The sequence below is a fragment of the Nocardioides epinepheli genome (assembly GCF_037936805.1).
Lineage (GTDB): Bacteria > Actinomycetota > Actinomycetes > Propionibacteriales > Nocardioidaceae > Nocardioides.
The window spans coordinates 1-14,272 of sequence record NZ_JBBMMC010000023.1 but is presented as its reverse complement, the minus strand read 5'-3'; the positions used below and the strand labels follow the sequence as shown (position 1 = coordinate 14,272).

At 70.8% G+C, this 14,272-nt stretch carries 19 protein-coding genes; 9 read left to right on the top strand and 10 right to left on the bottom strand.

What is annotated here, in order from left to right:
- Positions 1-44 precede the first annotated feature (44 nt).
- Positions 45-824: an isoprenyl transferase gene (locus WMR31_RS21510; protein WP_340540978.1), complete on the bottom strand. Its 780-nt coding sequence runs from the start codon at positions 822-824 to the stop codon at positions 45-47.
- A gap of 141 nt (positions 825-965) precedes the next feature.
- Here WMR31_RS21510 and WMR31_RS21505 point away from each other — a divergent pair, with 141 nt between their 5' ends.
- From WMR31_RS21505 to WMR31_RS21485, 5 genes are all read left to right on the top strand, one after another.
- A complete protein-coding gene (locus tag WMR31_RS21505) occupies positions 966-1,472 on the top strand; it encodes a SigE family RNA polymerase sigma factor (protein ID WP_340540977.1) in 507 nt (168 codons plus the stop codon).
- Entirely contained in the window at positions 1,459-2,043 is a 585-nt protein-coding gene (locus tag WMR31_RS21500) for a hypothetical protein (RefSeq protein ID WP_340540976.1), read from the top strand. Before WMR31_RS21505 ends, WMR31_RS21500 begins: the two co-directional genes overlap by 14 nt.
- A gap of 216 nt (positions 2,044-2,259) precedes the next feature.
- Positions 2,260-3,213, top strand: a complete 954-nt coding sequence (locus tag WMR31_RS21495) for an AIM24 family protein (protein ID WP_340540975.1) — start codon at positions 2,260-2,262, stop codon at positions 3,211-3,213.
- Positions 3,214-3,310: 97 nt separating this feature from the next.
- Positions 3,311-4,054, top strand: a complete 744-nt coding sequence (gene trhA, locus WMR31_RS21490; RefSeq protein WP_340540974.1) for a PAQR family membrane homeostasis protein TrhA — start codon at positions 3,311-3,313, stop codon at positions 4,052-4,054.
- Between the two features lie 78 nt (positions 4,055-4,132).
- Positions 4,133-4,504, top strand: coding sequence for a thioredoxin family protein (locus WMR31_RS21485; RefSeq protein WP_340540973.1), 372 nt, complete (start codon positions 4,133-4,135; stop codon positions 4,502-4,504).
- 39 nt (positions 4,505-4,543) lie between these two features.
- Here the strand turns inward: WMR31_RS21485 and WMR31_RS21480 are convergent, their stop codons facing one another.
- Both WMR31_RS21480 and mca read right to left on the bottom strand, forming a co-directional pair.
- A complete protein-coding gene (locus tag WMR31_RS21480; protein WP_340540972.1) occupies positions 4,544-4,909 on the bottom strand; it encodes a hypothetical protein in 366 nt (121 codons plus the stop codon).
- Between the two features lies 1 nt (position 4,910).
- The gene (gene mca / locus WMR31_RS21475; RefSeq protein WP_340540971.1) at positions 4,911-5,873 is read right to left on the bottom strand and encodes a mycothiol conjugate amidase Mca; all 963 of its coding nucleotides are present in this window, start codon (positions 5,871-5,873) and stop codon (positions 4,911-4,913) included.
- A 23-nt stretch (positions 5,874-5,896) separates the two neighbouring features.
- Between mca and WMR31_RS21470 the strand changes: the two genes are divergently transcribed.
- Entirely contained in the window at positions 5,897-6,298 is a 402-nt protein-coding gene (locus WMR31_RS21470) for a DUF4307 domain-containing protein (protein WP_340540970.1), read from the top strand.
- Between the two features lie 232 nt (positions 6,299-6,530).
- Positions 6,531-7,034, top strand: coding sequence for a transcription elongation factor GreA (gene greA, locus WMR31_RS21465; protein ID WP_340540969.1), 504 nt, complete (start codon positions 6,531-6,533; stop codon positions 7,032-7,034).
- Between the two features lie 13 nt (positions 7,035-7,047).
- Here greA and ilvA read toward each other — a convergent pair whose 3' ends face one another.
- Genes ilvA through WMR31_RS21435 form a run of 6 tightly spaced genes read right to left on the bottom strand, consistent with a single transcriptional unit; the run spans position 7,048 to position 12,815 of the window.
- Positions 7,048-8,262 (bottom strand): threonine ammonia-lyase, encoded by a 1,215-nt coding sequence (gene ilvA, locus WMR31_RS21460; RefSeq protein WP_340540968.1) that lies wholly within the window; start codon positions 8,260-8,262, stop codon positions 7,048-7,050.
- Positions 8,259-9,683 carry an AI-2E family transporter gene (locus WMR31_RS21455; protein WP_340540967.1) on the bottom strand — a complete coding sequence of 475 codons (1,425 nt, stop codon included), beginning with the start codon at positions 9,681-9,683 and terminating at the stop codon, positions 8,259-8,261. The genes ilvA and WMR31_RS21455 overlap by 4 nt, the downstream gene beginning before the upstream one ends.
- Before the next feature lie 34 nt (positions 9,684-9,717).
- Complete coding sequence (locus WMR31_RS21450) at positions 9,718-11,064, bottom strand: glutamate mutase L (protein ID WP_340540966.1); 1,347 nt, start codon at positions 11,062-11,064, stop codon at positions 9,718-9,720.
- Positions 11,051-12,211: a cystathionine gamma-synthase gene (locus WMR31_RS21445; RefSeq protein ID WP_340540965.1), complete on the bottom strand. Its 1,161-nt coding sequence runs from the start codon at positions 12,209-12,211 to the stop codon at positions 11,051-11,053. Before WMR31_RS21445 ends, WMR31_RS21450 begins: the two co-directional genes overlap by 14 nt.
- A gap of 14 nt (positions 12,212-12,225) precedes the next feature.
- Positions 12,226-12,615, bottom strand: a complete 390-nt coding sequence (locus WMR31_RS21440; protein ID WP_340540963.1) for a type II toxin-antitoxin system death-on-curing family toxin — start codon at positions 12,613-12,615, stop codon at positions 12,226-12,228.
- Positions 12,612-12,815: a ribbon-helix-helix protein, CopG family gene (locus WMR31_RS21435; protein ID WP_340540962.1), complete on the bottom strand. Its 204-nt coding sequence runs from the start codon at positions 12,813-12,815 to the stop codon at positions 12,612-12,614. The genes WMR31_RS21440 and WMR31_RS21435 overlap by 4 nt, the downstream gene beginning before the upstream one ends.
- Before the next feature lie 69 nt (positions 12,816-12,884).
- Here WMR31_RS21435 and msrA point away from each other — a divergent pair, with 69 nt between their 5' ends.
- Together msrA and WMR31_RS21425 are read left to right on the top strand one after the other, a co-directional pair.
- Positions 12,885-13,535, top strand: coding sequence for a peptide-methionine (S)-S-oxide reductase MsrA (msrA, locus tag WMR31_RS21430; RefSeq protein WP_340540961.1), 651 nt, complete (start codon positions 12,885-12,887; stop codon positions 13,533-13,535).
- A gap of 92 nt (positions 13,536-13,627) precedes the next feature.
- Positions 13,628-13,987: a YciI family protein gene (locus tag WMR31_RS21425; protein WP_340540960.1), complete on the top strand. Its 360-nt coding sequence runs from the start codon at positions 13,628-13,630 to the stop codon at positions 13,985-13,987.
- Between the two features lie 9 nt (positions 13,988-13,996).
- Here the strand turns inward: WMR31_RS21425 and WMR31_RS21420 are convergent.
- On the bottom strand, positions 13,997-14,272 hold a 276-nt coding region (locus WMR31_RS21420; protein WP_340540959.1), incomplete at its 5' end, for an HNH endonuclease signature motif containing protein.

Here is a 14,272-nt window from a genome sequence, read left to right as displayed (position 1 = left end):
TCGGTGCGGGCGCGGTGGAAGGCGGCTGGACCGGCGGCCGCCACTCACGCACCGAAGCGGCGCTCGCGCTGGGCGTAGGCCCGGATGGCGCGGAGGAAGTCGACGCGACGGAAGTCGGGCCAGTAGGCCTCGCAGAAGTAGAACTCCGAGCGGGCGCTCTGCCAGAGCAGGAACCCGCCGAGGCGCTGCTCCCCCGAGGTCCGGATCACCAGGTCGGGGTCGGGCTGGCCCTTGGTGTAGAGGTGGTCGGCGATGTGCTCGACGTCGATGATCTGGGCCAGCTCCTCCAGCGAGGTGCCCAGGGCGGCGTGCTCGTGGAGCAGCGAGCGAACGGCGTCGGCGATCTCGCGGCGGCCGCCGTAGCCGACGGCGACGTTGACCAACATGCCGTCGACGTCCATCGTCGCCTCGGCAGCGGCCTTGAGGCGGGCCGCGATGTGGTCGGGCAGGAGATCGAGCGCCCCGACCGGATGCAGCCGCCAACGGCGCTGGTCGGCCAGGGAGTCCACGGCGTCGACGATGATGCCGAGCAGTGGTTCGAGCTCGGCGGCGGGGCGGTTGAGGTTGTCGGTGCTGAGCAGCCACAGCGTGACCACCTCGATGCCGACCTCGTCGCACCAGCCGAGCAGCGGCTCGATGTTGGCGGCCCCCGCCCGGTGACCGTGGGCGGTGTCGTGGCCGACCGCCTTGGCCCAGCGACGGTTCCCGTCGAGCATGACGCCCACGTGTTTGGGAAGATGGTCGCGCTCGGGCATCCGGCGTAGCACCCGAGCCTCGTAGGCCGGGTAGAGCACCCGCCGAACACCCGACTTCCAGTCGACCACCCGCCGATCCTAGGACACTTCGGCAACGAGTCTCGGGAGAAGAATCGACACGGCCGACAACCCCGGCCGGGCACCCGGAGTTTGGACGGGTGTGACGAGATGGAACCGACCAGACCAGACCGAGCACGGACGGAGGGATCGATGATCGCGCGTGGCTACCAGCGAGAGTTCGAGGAGTTCGTTCGAGAATCGTCCGACGGCCTGCTGAGAACCAGCTACCTGCTGTGCGGAGATCGCGGTCATGCCGAGGACATCGTGCAGACGGCGCTGATCCGGGTCGCCCGTCGATGGCGTTCCGCGCGACGTGACCCGGCGGCCTACGCCCGGCGGGTGGTGGTGAACCTCAGCAAGGATCGCTGGCGTTCGCTCTCACGTCGTCCCGCCGAGGCGGGCTTCGAGGTCGACGTCGCAGCACCGGAGTCCGATGCCGTCGCCGAGCGAGACGCCCTGGTCCGCGCGGTGCGGCAGCTGCCGGAGGGCCAGCGTGCGGTCCTCGTGCTGCGGTACTTCGAGGACCTCTCGGTCGCCGACACCGCCGCCGCACTCGGCTGCACGGCCGGGACCGTCAAGTCACAGACCGCCAGAGCGTTGACCGGACTTCGGTCGCTGCTCGCCCCCGAGGAGGAGATGAACAATGCACACCGATGAGGACCTGACCACCCGGCTCGGCGGCGCCTTCCGCGGCGCCACCGAGGACCTGACCTACTCCGGCACGATGCCCCGGGCGCGCCGCACGCCGTCGACGGCCTGGCTCACCGTGCCCGCCGTCGCGGCCGTGGCGACGATCGCGGTGGTGGGCGGCCAGTCCGGCGACGAGGCGCCGATCTCGGCCGGGCCCGACGCCTCGACGTCCACGAGCCAGGGCGCGTCGTCGGAGACCGTCACCGACAGCGTCGAGCTGGTCGGCGTCACCTACCAGTACACCCGCGGGGCGCAGGACGAGCCCCTCGTCGACGACTTCACCATCCGTCCCGGTCAAGCACCGGCGGACGCCAAGTCGATCGAGCTGGAGCCCGGCGCCTCGGCCAAGGCGTGGGTCGGCGTCGACCCGCAGTCCGGCGACAACGCGCTGTGGATCGACTCGCCGGTGCGGTTCGACGGCGAGTCCTACGTGATGTCGACGCCGACCTGGAGCCTGGAGCAGCTCGAGGACCTCGCGCTCAACGGCTGGCCGGACTCGGTCGACCTCGACGGGGAGCTGGGGCGCGCCAGCCGCTGAGCGGGCCGGATCCAGGGCCCCGGTTCAGGTCCCGATCTCGGGCCCTGAACCGGGGCCTCGCGACAGGCTCGCAACCGCTCCAAGACTCGCCGCCGGACCGCCGGGCGTTCCTCGCCTGGCGGTCCGGCTGCGCGTCGTGATCGAGTCGGTGCCACGATGTCCCCTGTCGCAACCGACTCACGCGTCCGATTCCTCGCCGAGCACAGGAGCACCGCCATGAACGCTGACTGGCATCCCGACCCGACCGGCAAGCACGAGCTGCGCTACTGGGACGGCTCGCAGTGGACCGAGCACGTCAGCGACCAGGGCGTGCAGTCCACCGCGCCGCTCGACGGCGGGGGTGCCCCGAGCGGCCAGCAGGCCGCCCAGCAGCAACAGGCCCAGCAGCCTCAGCAGGCCCACCAGCAGCAGGCCCACCAGCAGCAGGCCCAGCCCGCGCAGCAGATGGGCGGCCAACAGGGAGGTCAGCAGGGTGGCCAGGCCGGCTTCGGCGCCAACGCCTTCCAGGGCATCACCGGCGAGCTGATCGACGGCCGGTTCGGTGAGGTCAGCGGCTCCGGCCCGCAGCTGCAGAACTCCAAGATGCTCCGGGTGCGGGTCACCGAGCCGTTCATGGCCCGGCAGGGCTCGATGGTCGCCTACCAGGGCAATGTGAACTTCGCCTACCAGGGCGGCGGCGCGGGCCGGTTCGTCAAGAAGGCGCTCACTGGCGAGGGACTGCCGCTCATGCGGGTCGAGGGCCAAGGCGACGTGTTCATCGCCGACACCAACAAGAACGTGCACCTGCTGCAGCTCAACAACAGCGGGATCTCCGCCAATGGCAAGAACGTGCTGGCGTTCTCGGCCTCGCTGCAGTGGAACATCGAGCGCGTCAAGGGGGCGAGCATGCTCGCCGGCGGCCTGTTCAACACCACCCTGCGCGGTACCGGCTGGATCGCGATCGTCACCGACGGCGAACCGGTCGTGCTCAACGCCGGCGAGGCGCCGACGTTCGCCGACACCGACGCGATCGTCGCCTGGTCGGCCCACCTCGACACCTCCTTGAAGTCGACGATGAGCGCCGGCGCCCTGATCGGTCGCGGGTCGGGAGAGGCCGTGCAGGTCGCCTTCCAGGGCCAGGGTTTCGTGATCGTGCAGCCGTCCGAGGGCCCGGCGGTCCCCACCGCCTAGGACGCCGCGGGGCCGTTCACCCCGGCGTTCCCGGGGTGATCGACCTCATTGGTCCAACAACGCCCGCTCGGCTACCGGACGCCGCTACCCTTTCGGCATGAACCAGGCCATCCACAGCGCCAACGAGGCAGTGCGCGCCGGCCTGGAGTCCTTGGGCGACCGGGCCAGCGAGAGGTTCGCGGCGGTCAAGCCCAAGCTCCGTGGCTGGCTGCACCTGGGACTGACTCCCCTGGCCCTCGCGGCCGGGATCGTGCTCGTGGCGCTCTCACCCACTGCCAGCACCCGGATCGGCTCGGCCGTCTTCGCCGCCAGTGCGCTCCTGCTCTTCGGCGTCTCGGCGATCTATCACACCGGCACCTGGTCCCCCCGGGTGTGGACGACGCTGCGGCGCTTCGACCACGCGAACATCTTCGTGCTCATCGCCGGCACCTACACCCCGCTCACGCTGATCCTGCTCGAGGGCACCCAGCGGGTCGTGCTGCTCACCACGATCTGGTCGTGTGCCCTGCTCGGCGTGCTCTTCCGGGTGTTCTGGACCGACGCGCCGCGGTGGCTCTACACCCCGCTCTACATCGGCCTGGGCTGGTCGGCGGTGTTCTTCATCCCCGGCTTCATCGACGGCGCGAAGGCGGTGCTCAGCACCGGCGTCGCGATCAGCGTGCTCGTCCTGATCGCCGTCGGCGGCCTGCTCTACACCCTCGGCGGCGTCGTCTACGGCTTCAAGCGTCCCAATCCGTGGCCGCGCTGGTTCGGCTTCCACGAGGTCTTCCACACCTTCACGATCCTGGCCTTCGTCGCCCACTACGTGAGCGTCTCGATGGCCACCTACGCCCTGCGCTGACCCGGGACCGTCGGGGTCTGCCGGTTCCCCAGGCTCGCCCCGTCGGTCGCCCATCGACGGCGCGTTACGGTGGCGGGCATGGCTACCATCGAGCTGACCGGCGAGAACTTCGCATCCCACGTCGAGTCTGACGGCATCCTGTTCGTCGACTTCTGGGCCAGCTGGTGCGGCCCGTGCCAACAGTTCGCACCGACCTACGAGGCGGCGAGCGAGGCGAACCCCGACATCACGTTCGGGTCGGTCAACACCGAGGAGCAGCGCGAGCTCGCCGGAGCCGCCCAGATCCGCTCGATCCCGACGTTGATGGCCTTCCGCGACGGGATCCTGGTGTTCTCCCAGCCCGGCGCTCTTCCCCCCGCCGGCCTCGACCAGGTGATCGACGGCGTCCGCGGCCTCGACATGGACGAGGTCCGCAAGTCGGTCGAGGAGGCCGAGTCGGCCCCGGAGTGATCCTCCACCCGGACTCGGCCAATCTGGTGACGCCGACGCTCAGCCGTCGGCGCGCCGCGGCTCCGGTGGATCGTCGTCGGAGGACGACTCCGGGTGCCGGGTCGTCGGGTGCTGGGTCGGCGGGTGGTCGGCCGACGGCTGCGACTCGCCCTGCTGCTGGGAGGCCGCCAGCGCCCGGGCGGCACGCGCCTTCTTCGTGGACGGGTCGTACAGCCCCTCCTCCTCGGCGCGGTCGACCTTCTTCAGCTGCTTGGTGAGACTGAAGCCGAGGAAGGCGACGGCGAGCACCAGCACGATGATGACCACGAACGCCGTCCATCCGGCCACGACGTCCTCGTCGTCGGGGACGGCCATGACGCTCAGACCCGCAACGTCGGCGAACACGGCAAGGGGGGCGAGGGACATCTCAGACCGCCTCGTCGACCGCGGTGCCGGTCGGGTCGGCGACCGCGATGTCGGCGACCACATCGGGTGAGGAGATGCCGGCGAAGAGATCGTCCTCGGGCAGGGTGCTGTCGACGAAGCTCTTCACCAGCTCGAAGTCCTCGGTGGGCCACACCTCGACCTGGAGCTCGCGCGGGATCGCGAACCACATCCCGTCGGGGTCGATCTGGGTCGCGTGGGCCAGCAGCGCCTGGTCGCGGACACCGAAGAACTCGCCGCACGGCACCTGGGTGGTGATCCGGTTGTCCCAGTCGGGTTCGCGCTTCCACTCACGAAGTCGCTCCTCGTAGGGCGACTCGAGGCCGTGGTCGAGCATCGCCTGGTGCAGACGGTTCGTCTTCTCCCAGCTCCAGCCGTGGTGGTAGTACAGCTTGAGCGGCTGCCACGGCTCTCCCGCGTCAGGGAACCGGCTCGGGTCGCCCGCGGCCTCGAACGCCGCGACGCTGACCTCGTGGCAGCGGATGTGGTCGGGGTGCGGGTAGCCGCCGCGCTCGTCGTAGGTGGTCACGACATGCGGCCGGAACTCGCGGATGAAGCGCACCAGCCGCTCGGTGGACTCCTCCAGCGGCACCAGCGCGAAGCAGCCCTCCGGAAGTGGTGGCTTCGGGTCGCCCTCGGGCCATCCGGAGTCGACGAAGCCCAGCCAGTCCTGCCGGACGCCGAGGATGTCGCGAGCGCGCTCCATCTCCTGACGGCGGATCTCGGTGATGTTCTCCAAGACGTCGGGTCGGTCCATCTTCGGGTTGAGGATGGAGCCGCGCTCTCCCCCGGTGCAGGTGACGACGTGCACGTCGACGCCCTCGGAGACATAGCGCGCCGTCGAGGCGGCGCCCTTGCTCGACTCGTCGTCGGGGTGGGCGTGCACGTGCATCAGCCGGAAGCCGGCGTGAGTTGCCGGGTCCTGAGCCTGGGGGTCCTGCGCCATGCCCCCAATCCTAGAATGGGCCCGTGACGAGCACCGATCTGGCCGACCGCTACGGCACCGCGCCGACGTGGCGGCGTCCGGCGCTCCTGGCCTGCGCCGCGGTGGTCGTGCTCGCCTTCGGCGGGTGGCTGGCGTGGACCACCCTCATCCAGGCCAACCCATCGGCGGCCTCGGGCGAGCTCACTTTCGACATCGTCGACGACCGCCACGCGACCGCACGGTTCACCCTCGACAAGGATGACGACGTCGAGGCGACCTGCACGCTCAAGGCCTACGCCGAGGACCACGTCCTGGTCGGCAACGTGTCCTTCAAGGTGCCGCCGGGCACCAGCGGGCGGATCGAGCAGGATGTCGCCACCGACCGGCGGGCGACGTCGGTGGAGTTGGTGGGATGCACCGCGCCGGGGCAGAATCGACCGCGCTGACCGAGCACAACCGCTACTTGCCCGCCTTCGCTGGCCGGGGTTGGTAGGCTTGATGCTTCGGCCGTCCTGTCCGGCGGTCTCCGGCACTCGTAGCGCACGTCGATCACGTGCCCTCGTCGCAGCAGTCGCAGCAACGCACTCAGATCACGCCGGAGGTCCACGGGCACACGACGGCCGATCGTTGTTCTCATCCGCACCCAAGACGCAGCACCCGAGCAGCACAGGAGTACCCATGACCCAGTCGACCGAGCAGGACATCATCTGGCTGACCCCTGCGGCCCACGAGAGCCTCAAGGCCGAGCTCGAGAACCTCAAGGGTCCGGTGCGCGAGGAGATCGTCACCCGCATCAGCGAGGCGCGCGACGAGGGCGACCTGAAGGAGAACGGCGGCTACCACGCGGCCCGCGAGGAGCAGGGCAAGAACGAGGGAGCCATCCTCCAGCTCGAGGACCTGCTGCGTCGCGCGATCTCCGACCTGCCGCCCTCGGACGGCATCGTCGAGCCGGGCATGGTCGTCACCTACAAGTTCGAGGGCGACGACGACGACGAGGCAGAGCAGTTCCTCCTCGGCGCCCGGGAGAACGAGGGCTACGTCGACATCGCGGTCTACTCCCCGCAGGCACCGCTCGGCGAGGCGCTCCTCGGCGCCCGCAAGGGCGACACCGTGGCCTTCGACGCGCCGACCGGCAAGACGCTCCAGGTGATGGTCCTCGACGTCAGCGCCTACGGCGACTGATCACCCGCCCCGATCACTCCCGGACCCGGTAGCCGCGTTCGCGCAACCGGGACGTGACCAGCTCGGCGTGCGTCGAGCCACGGGTCTCCAGCTGCAGGTGCACGTCGACCTCGTCGACGTGCAGCGAGGGCGAGATCCGCTCGTGGGCGACCTCTAGCACGTTGACCCCGAGCTCCCCCAGCTCCCCCAGCAGCTTCCCGAGCCCGCCGGGGGCGTCGGGGATGTTGACGTGGAGGTTGAGGTAGCGCCCGGCTGCGGCCATGCCGTGCTGGATCACCTTGCCGAGCAGGATGGGGTCGATGTTGCCGCCGGAGAGCACCGCCACCGTCGGGGTGATGAAGGCCGTCGGGTCGGCCAGCAGGGCCGCGACCGCGGCCGCGCCCGCCGGCTCGACAACGAGCTTGGCACGCTCCATCAGAGCCAGTAGGGCGCGCGACATCTCCTCCTCGGTGACGGTGCGGATCTCGTCGACGTGATCACGGATGGCCGCGAAGGTGAGCTGGCCCGGGAGACCCACGGCGATGCCGTCGGCCATCGTCTTCATCGAGGGCAGCGGCACCGGTGCGCCGTGCGCGAGCGAGCCCGGGTAGGCGGCGGCGCCCTTGGCCTGCACGCCGATCACCGACACCTCCGGTCGCACCGCCTTCACGGCAATCGCGATGCCGGCGAGCAGTCCGCCGCCCCCGGTGGGAACGACCACGGTCTCGACGTCGGGCACCTGCTCGAGGATCTCCAGGCCTACGGTGCCCTGTCCTGCCATCACGTCGAGGTGATCGAAGGGATGGATGAGCACGGCGCCGGTCTCGTCGGCGAACCGGCGGGCACCGGCGAGGGCGTCCTCGACGTAGCGGCCCTCGAAGATCACCTCGGCGCCGTAGCCACGGGTGGCCTTCTCCTTGGGGATCGGCGCTCCCTCGGGCATGAAGACGGTCGAGCGGATGCCGAGCAGCTGCGCGGCGAGCGCGACGCCCTGGGCGTGGTTGCCCGCCGAGGCCGCGACGACGCCGCGGGCCCGCTCCTCCTGCGAGAGCCGCGCGATCCGCACATAGGCGCCCCGCGCCTTGAACGAGCCGGTGCGCTGGAGGTTCTCGCACTTGAGCCAGACCGGACCGCCGACGACCTCGGAGAGCCAGCGCGACTCCTCCATCGGGGTGGTGATCGCCACGCCCTGGAGGAGCTCGCGGGCGGCCCGTACGTCGTCCAGGCCGAGGCCTTGTGGCTGGGTCACGCCGGCGCCTCGGAGCTCTCGCCGGCGTCGCGCACCTCCGGCACGTCCGTGGTGGCGCCGGTCTCCTGGTAGTCCTCGGCCAGCTCCTCCTCGGGGTCGGAGCCGGGCTCGGTGTAGCTCGCCAGGTGCTGGACGACGGCGTTGAGCGCCGCCGCGAGGGGGACGGCCACCAATGCCCCGGCCACGCCGGCCACCAGGACGCCGGAGGCGATCGCGAGGATCACGCCGAGCGGGTGGACCGAGACCCAGCGGCCGAGCAGGAACGGCTGGAGGATGTGGCCCTCGATCTGCTGGACGCCGATGACGACGGCCAACATGATCAGCGCGGTGATCGGCCCCTGGTCGACCAGCGCCACCAGCACGGCCACGGTGCCGGCGATGGTGGCACCGATCATCGGCACGAAGGCGCCGAGGAAGACCAGCACGCCGATCGCGAGCACGAACGGGACGTCGAGGATGGCCGCGCCGATCATGATCCCGATCGCGTCGACCGCCGCGACGATCACCGTCGCGCGCACGAACTGGGTCAGTGAGATCCAGGCGATCCGCCCGGAGGTGTCGACCCGCTCGCGCGCCGCGCGCGGGGCGATCCGCACCAGCCACGACCAGATCCGGTCGCCGTCGGCGAGGAAGAAGTAAGTCGAGAACAAGATGATGAAGAACCCGGCCAGCACGTGGCCGAGCGCGCTTCCGACCTCGGTGGCCTGGGAGAACCAGTCGTTGTTCTTGGTGCGATCGGTGATCGCCTTCTGCGCCTGCTCGATGTAGGAGTTGATCTGGGTGTCGCTGGCGTTCAGCGGCCCGGTCTTGAGCCAGTCGCGGATCTCGTCGAGGCCCTTGACGGTCGAGTTCGCCAGGTCGTTCGCGCCACTGGCGACCTGCTGGCCGGCGAAGGTGAGCATCAGCCCGATGAAGCCCAGCATGCCGATGACCACGACGATCGCGGCGAGACCCTTCGGGAGTCCGATCCGCCGCAGCCCGGTGACGAATGGGCTGGAGAGCGCCGTGATCAGCAGGGCGATCGCCACGGGCAGGGTGACGACCGCGAAGTAGGCGGTGAGCCACAAGATGACGAACGCCGCCCCGCAGATCACCAGGAAGCGCCACGCCCACGCGGCGGCCAGGTCGAGGCCCCACGGCACCTGGGCGCGGCTGAAGTTCGACGCGCCGCCGGTGATCTTGATGCCGGACGGATCGGCCTCCTGGCGCCGCTCCTCCCGCATCTGCGCCCACTGGGCCGCGATCCGGGCGACGATCCGCTCCTCGTGCTCATGGGCGCCGGCGGCGGCGCCGGCGACGTCGGTCCCGCCGGCCCTGGCGGCGTCGTCGTGGCCGCGCTGCCACCAGGCGCGGCGTCCCTGATCCTCGACGGTCTGCTCCGCCGACTTCTCGTGGTTCTCCCCGGGATCCTGCGAATTCACGCCGCGACCCTACTGCGGCGTGCGCCGCAGCGGCTCACCCCAGCAGCGTGGCGGCGAGACGACGTGCGGTGTCGGGGTGGTCGGCGGACAGCAGGCCCACCGCCGCCAGCACGTACTCGCCGTCGAGCACGACCCGCGGTCGCTCGGGAAGCTGCCACCCGCCGTCGAGATCGACGCCGACGCTTCCGGCCAGGACCCGGTCCACGACCCCGGAGCGCCCGTGGCGCAGGGCACCACCCGAGGCGACGACGAGATCGACCTCGCGCAGGTCGGTGCCGCTGCGTTCGACGACCCGTCCCTCCGGGCCGACCACGACACGTGACCGGCCGGCATGGCGGCGCAGCGCGAGACCCGCCGCGGCGCGGGCGATCGCCTCGTCGTCGTCGCGATCGGCGTCTGTGTCCGGCAGGAAGGCGGGGTCGGCGGTGCGACGAGCGGCGGGCTCCCGCAGGGCGGGGTCCCCGGCCGCCTCGGCGGTGGAGGCAGCCGACCAGCGCATCCCGAGGTCGCCCTCGACGGTGCGGGTCACCGCCGTCGGGGCGACGACGTCGCGGGCGAGGGCGCCGTCCTCCGGGTCGAGCTCGACGACCGAGTGGACGTCGGTGGTCGCACCGCCGACGTCGACGACCACGACGTCGCCGACCAGGCCCGCCAGCACCTCGACCCCGGTCAGGACGACGTCCGGGGTGGCGCCGCGGACCAGCGAGACGAAGGCCTGGCCGCCGTCTCGGGCGCTGAGGTCCTTGCCGCCGATCACGTGGGAGAGGAACATCTCGCGGATCGCCGCGCGGGCGCCGTCGGGGCGCAGCACCCCGATCTGGGGGACGACATTGGCGGCCACCACGACCGGCAGCCCGTCGAGCTCGGCGCTCACCTCCTCGACGGCGTCGGCGTTGCCGGCCACGACGACCGGTCCGCGCCAGCCGCTGTCGGCCAGGGCGCGGGCGGCCGCGACGATCACCTCGGCGTTGCCGCCGTCGGTGCCGCCGGTGAGCAGGACGACGTCGGGCTCGGCGAGATCGTCGAGGCGCAGCGGCTCCCCTGCCGCGGCGGCCACGACGGCGACCACCTTGCCACCGCTGGAGAGCGCGACGCGGCGGCCGGCCTCTGCGGTCACCAGCTCCTCGTTGCCCACCACCGCGATCCGCAGGCCGCCGCCCGCGCTGGAGCAGACGAACGTCGCGGTGGTGGGGTCGAGGGCATCGCCGAGGGCGGCGCGGCACGCGTCGACGCCGTCGAGCACGTCGGTCTCGATCGTGGTGGGGTGCTCGGCGCGCGCGAGCACGGCGCCGGTGGCGACGTCGACGAGGGTGGCCTTGGTGAAGGTCGAGCCGACGTCGACGCAGAGGAGCTGGTGGGGATCTGTGTCAGCCGAGGGCACGGTCGAGGTCCGCGAGCAGGTCGTCGGCGGTCTCGAGGCCCACCGAGAGGCGGATCAGGTCGTCGGGCACCTCGAGGTCGGTGCCGGCGACGCTGGCGTGGGTCATCCGGCCCGGGTGCTCGATGAGCGACTCGACGCCGCCGAGGGACTCCCCCAGCGTGAACACGGTGGTCCGGTCGCAGACGTCGAGCGCTCGCTCGACGCCGCCGTCGACCCGGAACGACACCATGCCGCCGTAGCGGCGCATCTGGCGGCTGGCGACATCGTGACCGGGGTGGTCGGGCAGACCGGGGTAGATGACCTCGCGCACCGCGGGGTGGGCGGAGAGGAACTCCACGATCCGCTCGGCGTTGTCGCAGTGGCGCTCCATGCGCACCGCGAGCGTCTTGAGGCCGCGGTGGGTCAGGAAGCTGTCGAAGGGGCCGGACACGGCGCCGATCGCGTTCTGGTGGTAGGCGATCTTCTCGGCGAGGTCGTGGTCGCGGACCACCACCGCGCCGCCGACGACGTCGGAGTGGCCGCCGACGTACTTGGTGGTGGAGTGCACCACCACGTCGGCGCCGAGGGTCAGCGGCTGCTGCAGGTAGGGCGAGGCGAAGGTGTTGTCGACCACGAGCAGCGCCCCGGCATCGTGGGCGACGGCGGCCAGCGCCTCGATGTCGCCGATGCTGAGCATCGGGTTGGTCGGGGTCTCGACCCACACCAGCTTGGTGCGGCCGGGCCGGATCGCGGCGCGGACGGCGTCGACGTCGTCGACCGGGGCCGGGCTGTGCTCGATGCCCCACTCCTGCTCGACCTTGTCGAAGAGGCGGAACGTGCCGCCGTAGGCGTCGTCGGGGATCACCACGTGGTCGCCGGGGCGGCAGGTGGCCCGCACCAGGGTGTCCTCGCCGGCCAGGCCGGAGGCGAAGGCGAAGCCGCGCTCGCCGTCCTCGACCGCCGCCAGCGCGCCCTCCAGCGCGGTGCGGGTCGGGTTGGCCGAGCGGCTGTACTCGTAGCCGCCGCGCAGTCCGCCGACGCCGTCCTGCTTGTAGGTGGAGGTGGCGAAGATCGGCGGGATGACCGCGCCGGTGGTGGGATCGGGGTCGTAGCCGGCGTGGATCGCACGCGTCTCGAAACCCGCCTTGGACAGTTCGTTCTGGCTCACCGGGTCGAGGCTACTCACCCGCGCCGGAAGTTGGCGGGTTCGGTCGATCCGTCGAGTCGCTGGGCGATCTGCGAAACGTCGTCGAGCGCGCCGGAAGCGATGTCGATGATCAGGTCATAGGCGCCGTCGTCGTCGAGGGTGAGGCGCTCGCCGTTCAGTCCGAGGAATGCGATCAGGGTCGCGAGCGCCAGGCGCTTGTTGCCATCGACGAGCGCATGGTTCTTGCACACCGAGTGCACCAGCGCAGCCGCCTTGTCATGCAGGCGCGGGTATGCGTCGTCGCCGAACACCGTGGTGCTCGGTCGGGCCACAGCGGACTCCAACAGCCCGATGTCACGGACCTCGACGACGTCGAGCGTGCGGCGCGCGATGTGCAGGACGTCGTCGAGGTCGAGGAGTCTCATTGGCCGAGGCGCTCGAGGGCCACCGCGTAGCGCGGCAGCTCACTGTCGAGGACGGCGTCGAGGTCGGATCGCTTGTCGCGCCGCTCAGCCTCGGCCAACACCAGTTGGCGAATGAGCTCTTGCCGAGAGAGCCCGAGCTCTTGGGTCATGCGATCGAGCGCGGCGTCGAGTTCGTCGTCGGTACGCAAGGTGAAGGCCATGGCAGCCAGGCTACTCCGGTCGGTATCACTGTGATACCGAGATCTTGCGCGGACTGGGAGGATGGGGGCATGTTCTCCCGGCACAAGACCTCCCTCGTCGACGCCGAGCACGCCCTGCCGGGGCGCGAGGCCGACCCCTTCCAGCGCGCCGAGAAGCACGTCGTGCTCGGCACCCCCGTGGTCTCCGAGGAGATCCCGGACGGCTACGAGGTCGCGATCTTCGGCCTCGGCTGCTTCTGGGGCGCCGAGGAGATCTACTGGCAGAAGCCGGGCGTCTGGTCCACCTCTGTGGGCTATGCCGGCGGCCACACCGCCCATCCGTCGTACGAGGAGGTGTGCACCGGCCGCACCGGCCACACCGAGGCGATCCGGATCGTCTACGACCCCGCCGTGATCTCCTACGCCGACCTGGTCAAGACCTTCTTCGAGGTCCACGACCCCACCCAGGGCATGCGCCAGGGCAACGACGTCGGCACCCAGTACCGCTCGGCGATCTACTACATGACCCCCGAGCAGGAGCAGGTCGCCCGCGACCTCACCAAGATCTACGGCGACGAGCTCGCCCGCCGCCGCCTCGGTGACATCACCACCGAGATCCGCCCGGCCTCCGAGACGCCGTACTTCTACGCCGAGGACGTCCACCAGCAGTACCTCGCCAAGAACCCCTTCGGCTACCGCTGCCACGCCAACACCGGCGTGAGGTTCCCGGAGACGTCCTGATCGACAGGGGTCGGCTGTCGTATCCGGGCAGCGCCGTTCGTGGGTGAGATGAGGGCGGCCCGCCGGGTCCGCCACGAGCCGAGGAGCAGCGCATGACCGAGTACCTCCTGTACTTCAACCAGCAGTGGGTTGGCGACCACCCTGAGGAGTGGTTCGCCGGACGCGGACCGCTGGCGATGGCGGTCACCCAGGAGATGAAGGACGCAGGCGTCTACGTCTTCGCCGGCGGCCTCGAGGAGGACCCGCAGCTGGCCTTCGCCGCCGACCCCACCAGCGGCACGACCGTGGTGACCGACGGACCCTACGTAGAGACCAAGGAGTTCCTCGGCGGGTTCGCCATCGTCGACGTCCCCGACGACGAGACGGCCAAACATTGGGCCACCAGGATCTCCGAGGCGTGCGGCTGGCCGCACGAGGTGCGTCGGTTCAAGCCGCAGCCGAAGCAGCCCTAGCCGACTTCGCTAGTTCCGCATCGGATGAGCTTGTCCGGTGGCGTGGAGCTGGTGGTGGTGGAAGGGGCAGTGGAGTCGGGCGTCCTTGGTGTTGGTGTCGCCGCCTTGTTGCCACGAGTGCGCATGGTGGACGTGGCAGAACGCGGCCGGGGTGTCGCAGCCGGGGGTCTGGCAGTGCCGCTGTTCGAGGCCGATCGCCAGGCGCTGCGCGGGGGTGTGGAAGCGGCGGGTGCGGCCGAGGTCGAGGACCTCGCTCCTGGCGCCGAGGACAGCGGGAATGACCCC

What these genes read in the sequence shown, in the direction of transcription:
- greA (WP_340540969.1), top strand. Translation starts at nt 6,531, where the DNA reads ATGACCCAGTCGACCGAGCAGGACATCATCTGGCTGACCCCTGCGGCC.
- WMR31_RS21435 (WP_340540962.1), bottom strand. Translation starts at nt 12,815, where the DNA reads ATGGCCTTCACCTTGCGTACCGACGACGAACTCGACGCCGCGCTCGAT.
- trhA (WP_340540974.1), top strand. Translation starts at nt 3,311, where the DNA reads ATGAACCAGGCCATCCACAGCGCCAACGAGGCAGTGCGCGCCGGCCTG.
- WMR31_RS21505 (WP_340540977.1), top strand. Translation starts at nt 966, where the DNA reads ATGATCGCGCGTGGCTACCAGCGAGAGTTCGAGGAGTTCGTTCGAGAA.
- WMR31_RS21495 (WP_340540975.1), top strand. Translation starts at nt 2,260, where the DNA reads ATGAACGCTGACTGGCATCCCGACCCGACCGGCAAGCACGAGCTGCGC.
- WMR31_RS21485 (WP_340540973.1), top strand. Translation starts at nt 4,133, where the DNA reads ATGGCTACCATCGAGCTGACCGGCGAGAACTTCGCATCCCACGTCGAG.
- WMR31_RS21425 (WP_340540960.1), top strand. Translation starts at nt 13,628, where the DNA reads ATGACCGAGTACCTCCTGTACTTCAACCAGCAGTGGGTTGGCGACCAC.
- WMR31_RS21500 (WP_340540976.1), top strand. Translation starts at nt 1,459, where the DNA reads ATGCACACCGATGAGGACCTGACCACCCGGCTCGGCGGCGCCTTCCGC.
- WMR31_RS21440 (WP_340540963.1), bottom strand. Translation starts at nt 12,615, where the DNA reads ATGAGACTCCTCGACCTCGACGACGTCCTGCACATCGCGCGCCGCACG.
- msrA (WP_340540961.1), top strand. Translation starts at nt 12,885, where the DNA reads ATGTTCTCCCGGCACAAGACCTCCCTCGTCGACGCCGAGCACGCCCTG.
- WMR31_RS21480 (WP_340540972.1), bottom strand. Translation starts at nt 4,909, where the DNA reads ATGTCCCTCGCCCCCCTTGCCGTGTTCGCCGACGTTGCGGGTCTGAGC.
- mca (WP_340540971.1), bottom strand. Translation starts at nt 5,873, where the DNA reads ATGGCGCAGGACCCCCAGGCTCAGGACCCGGCAACTCACGCCGGCTTC.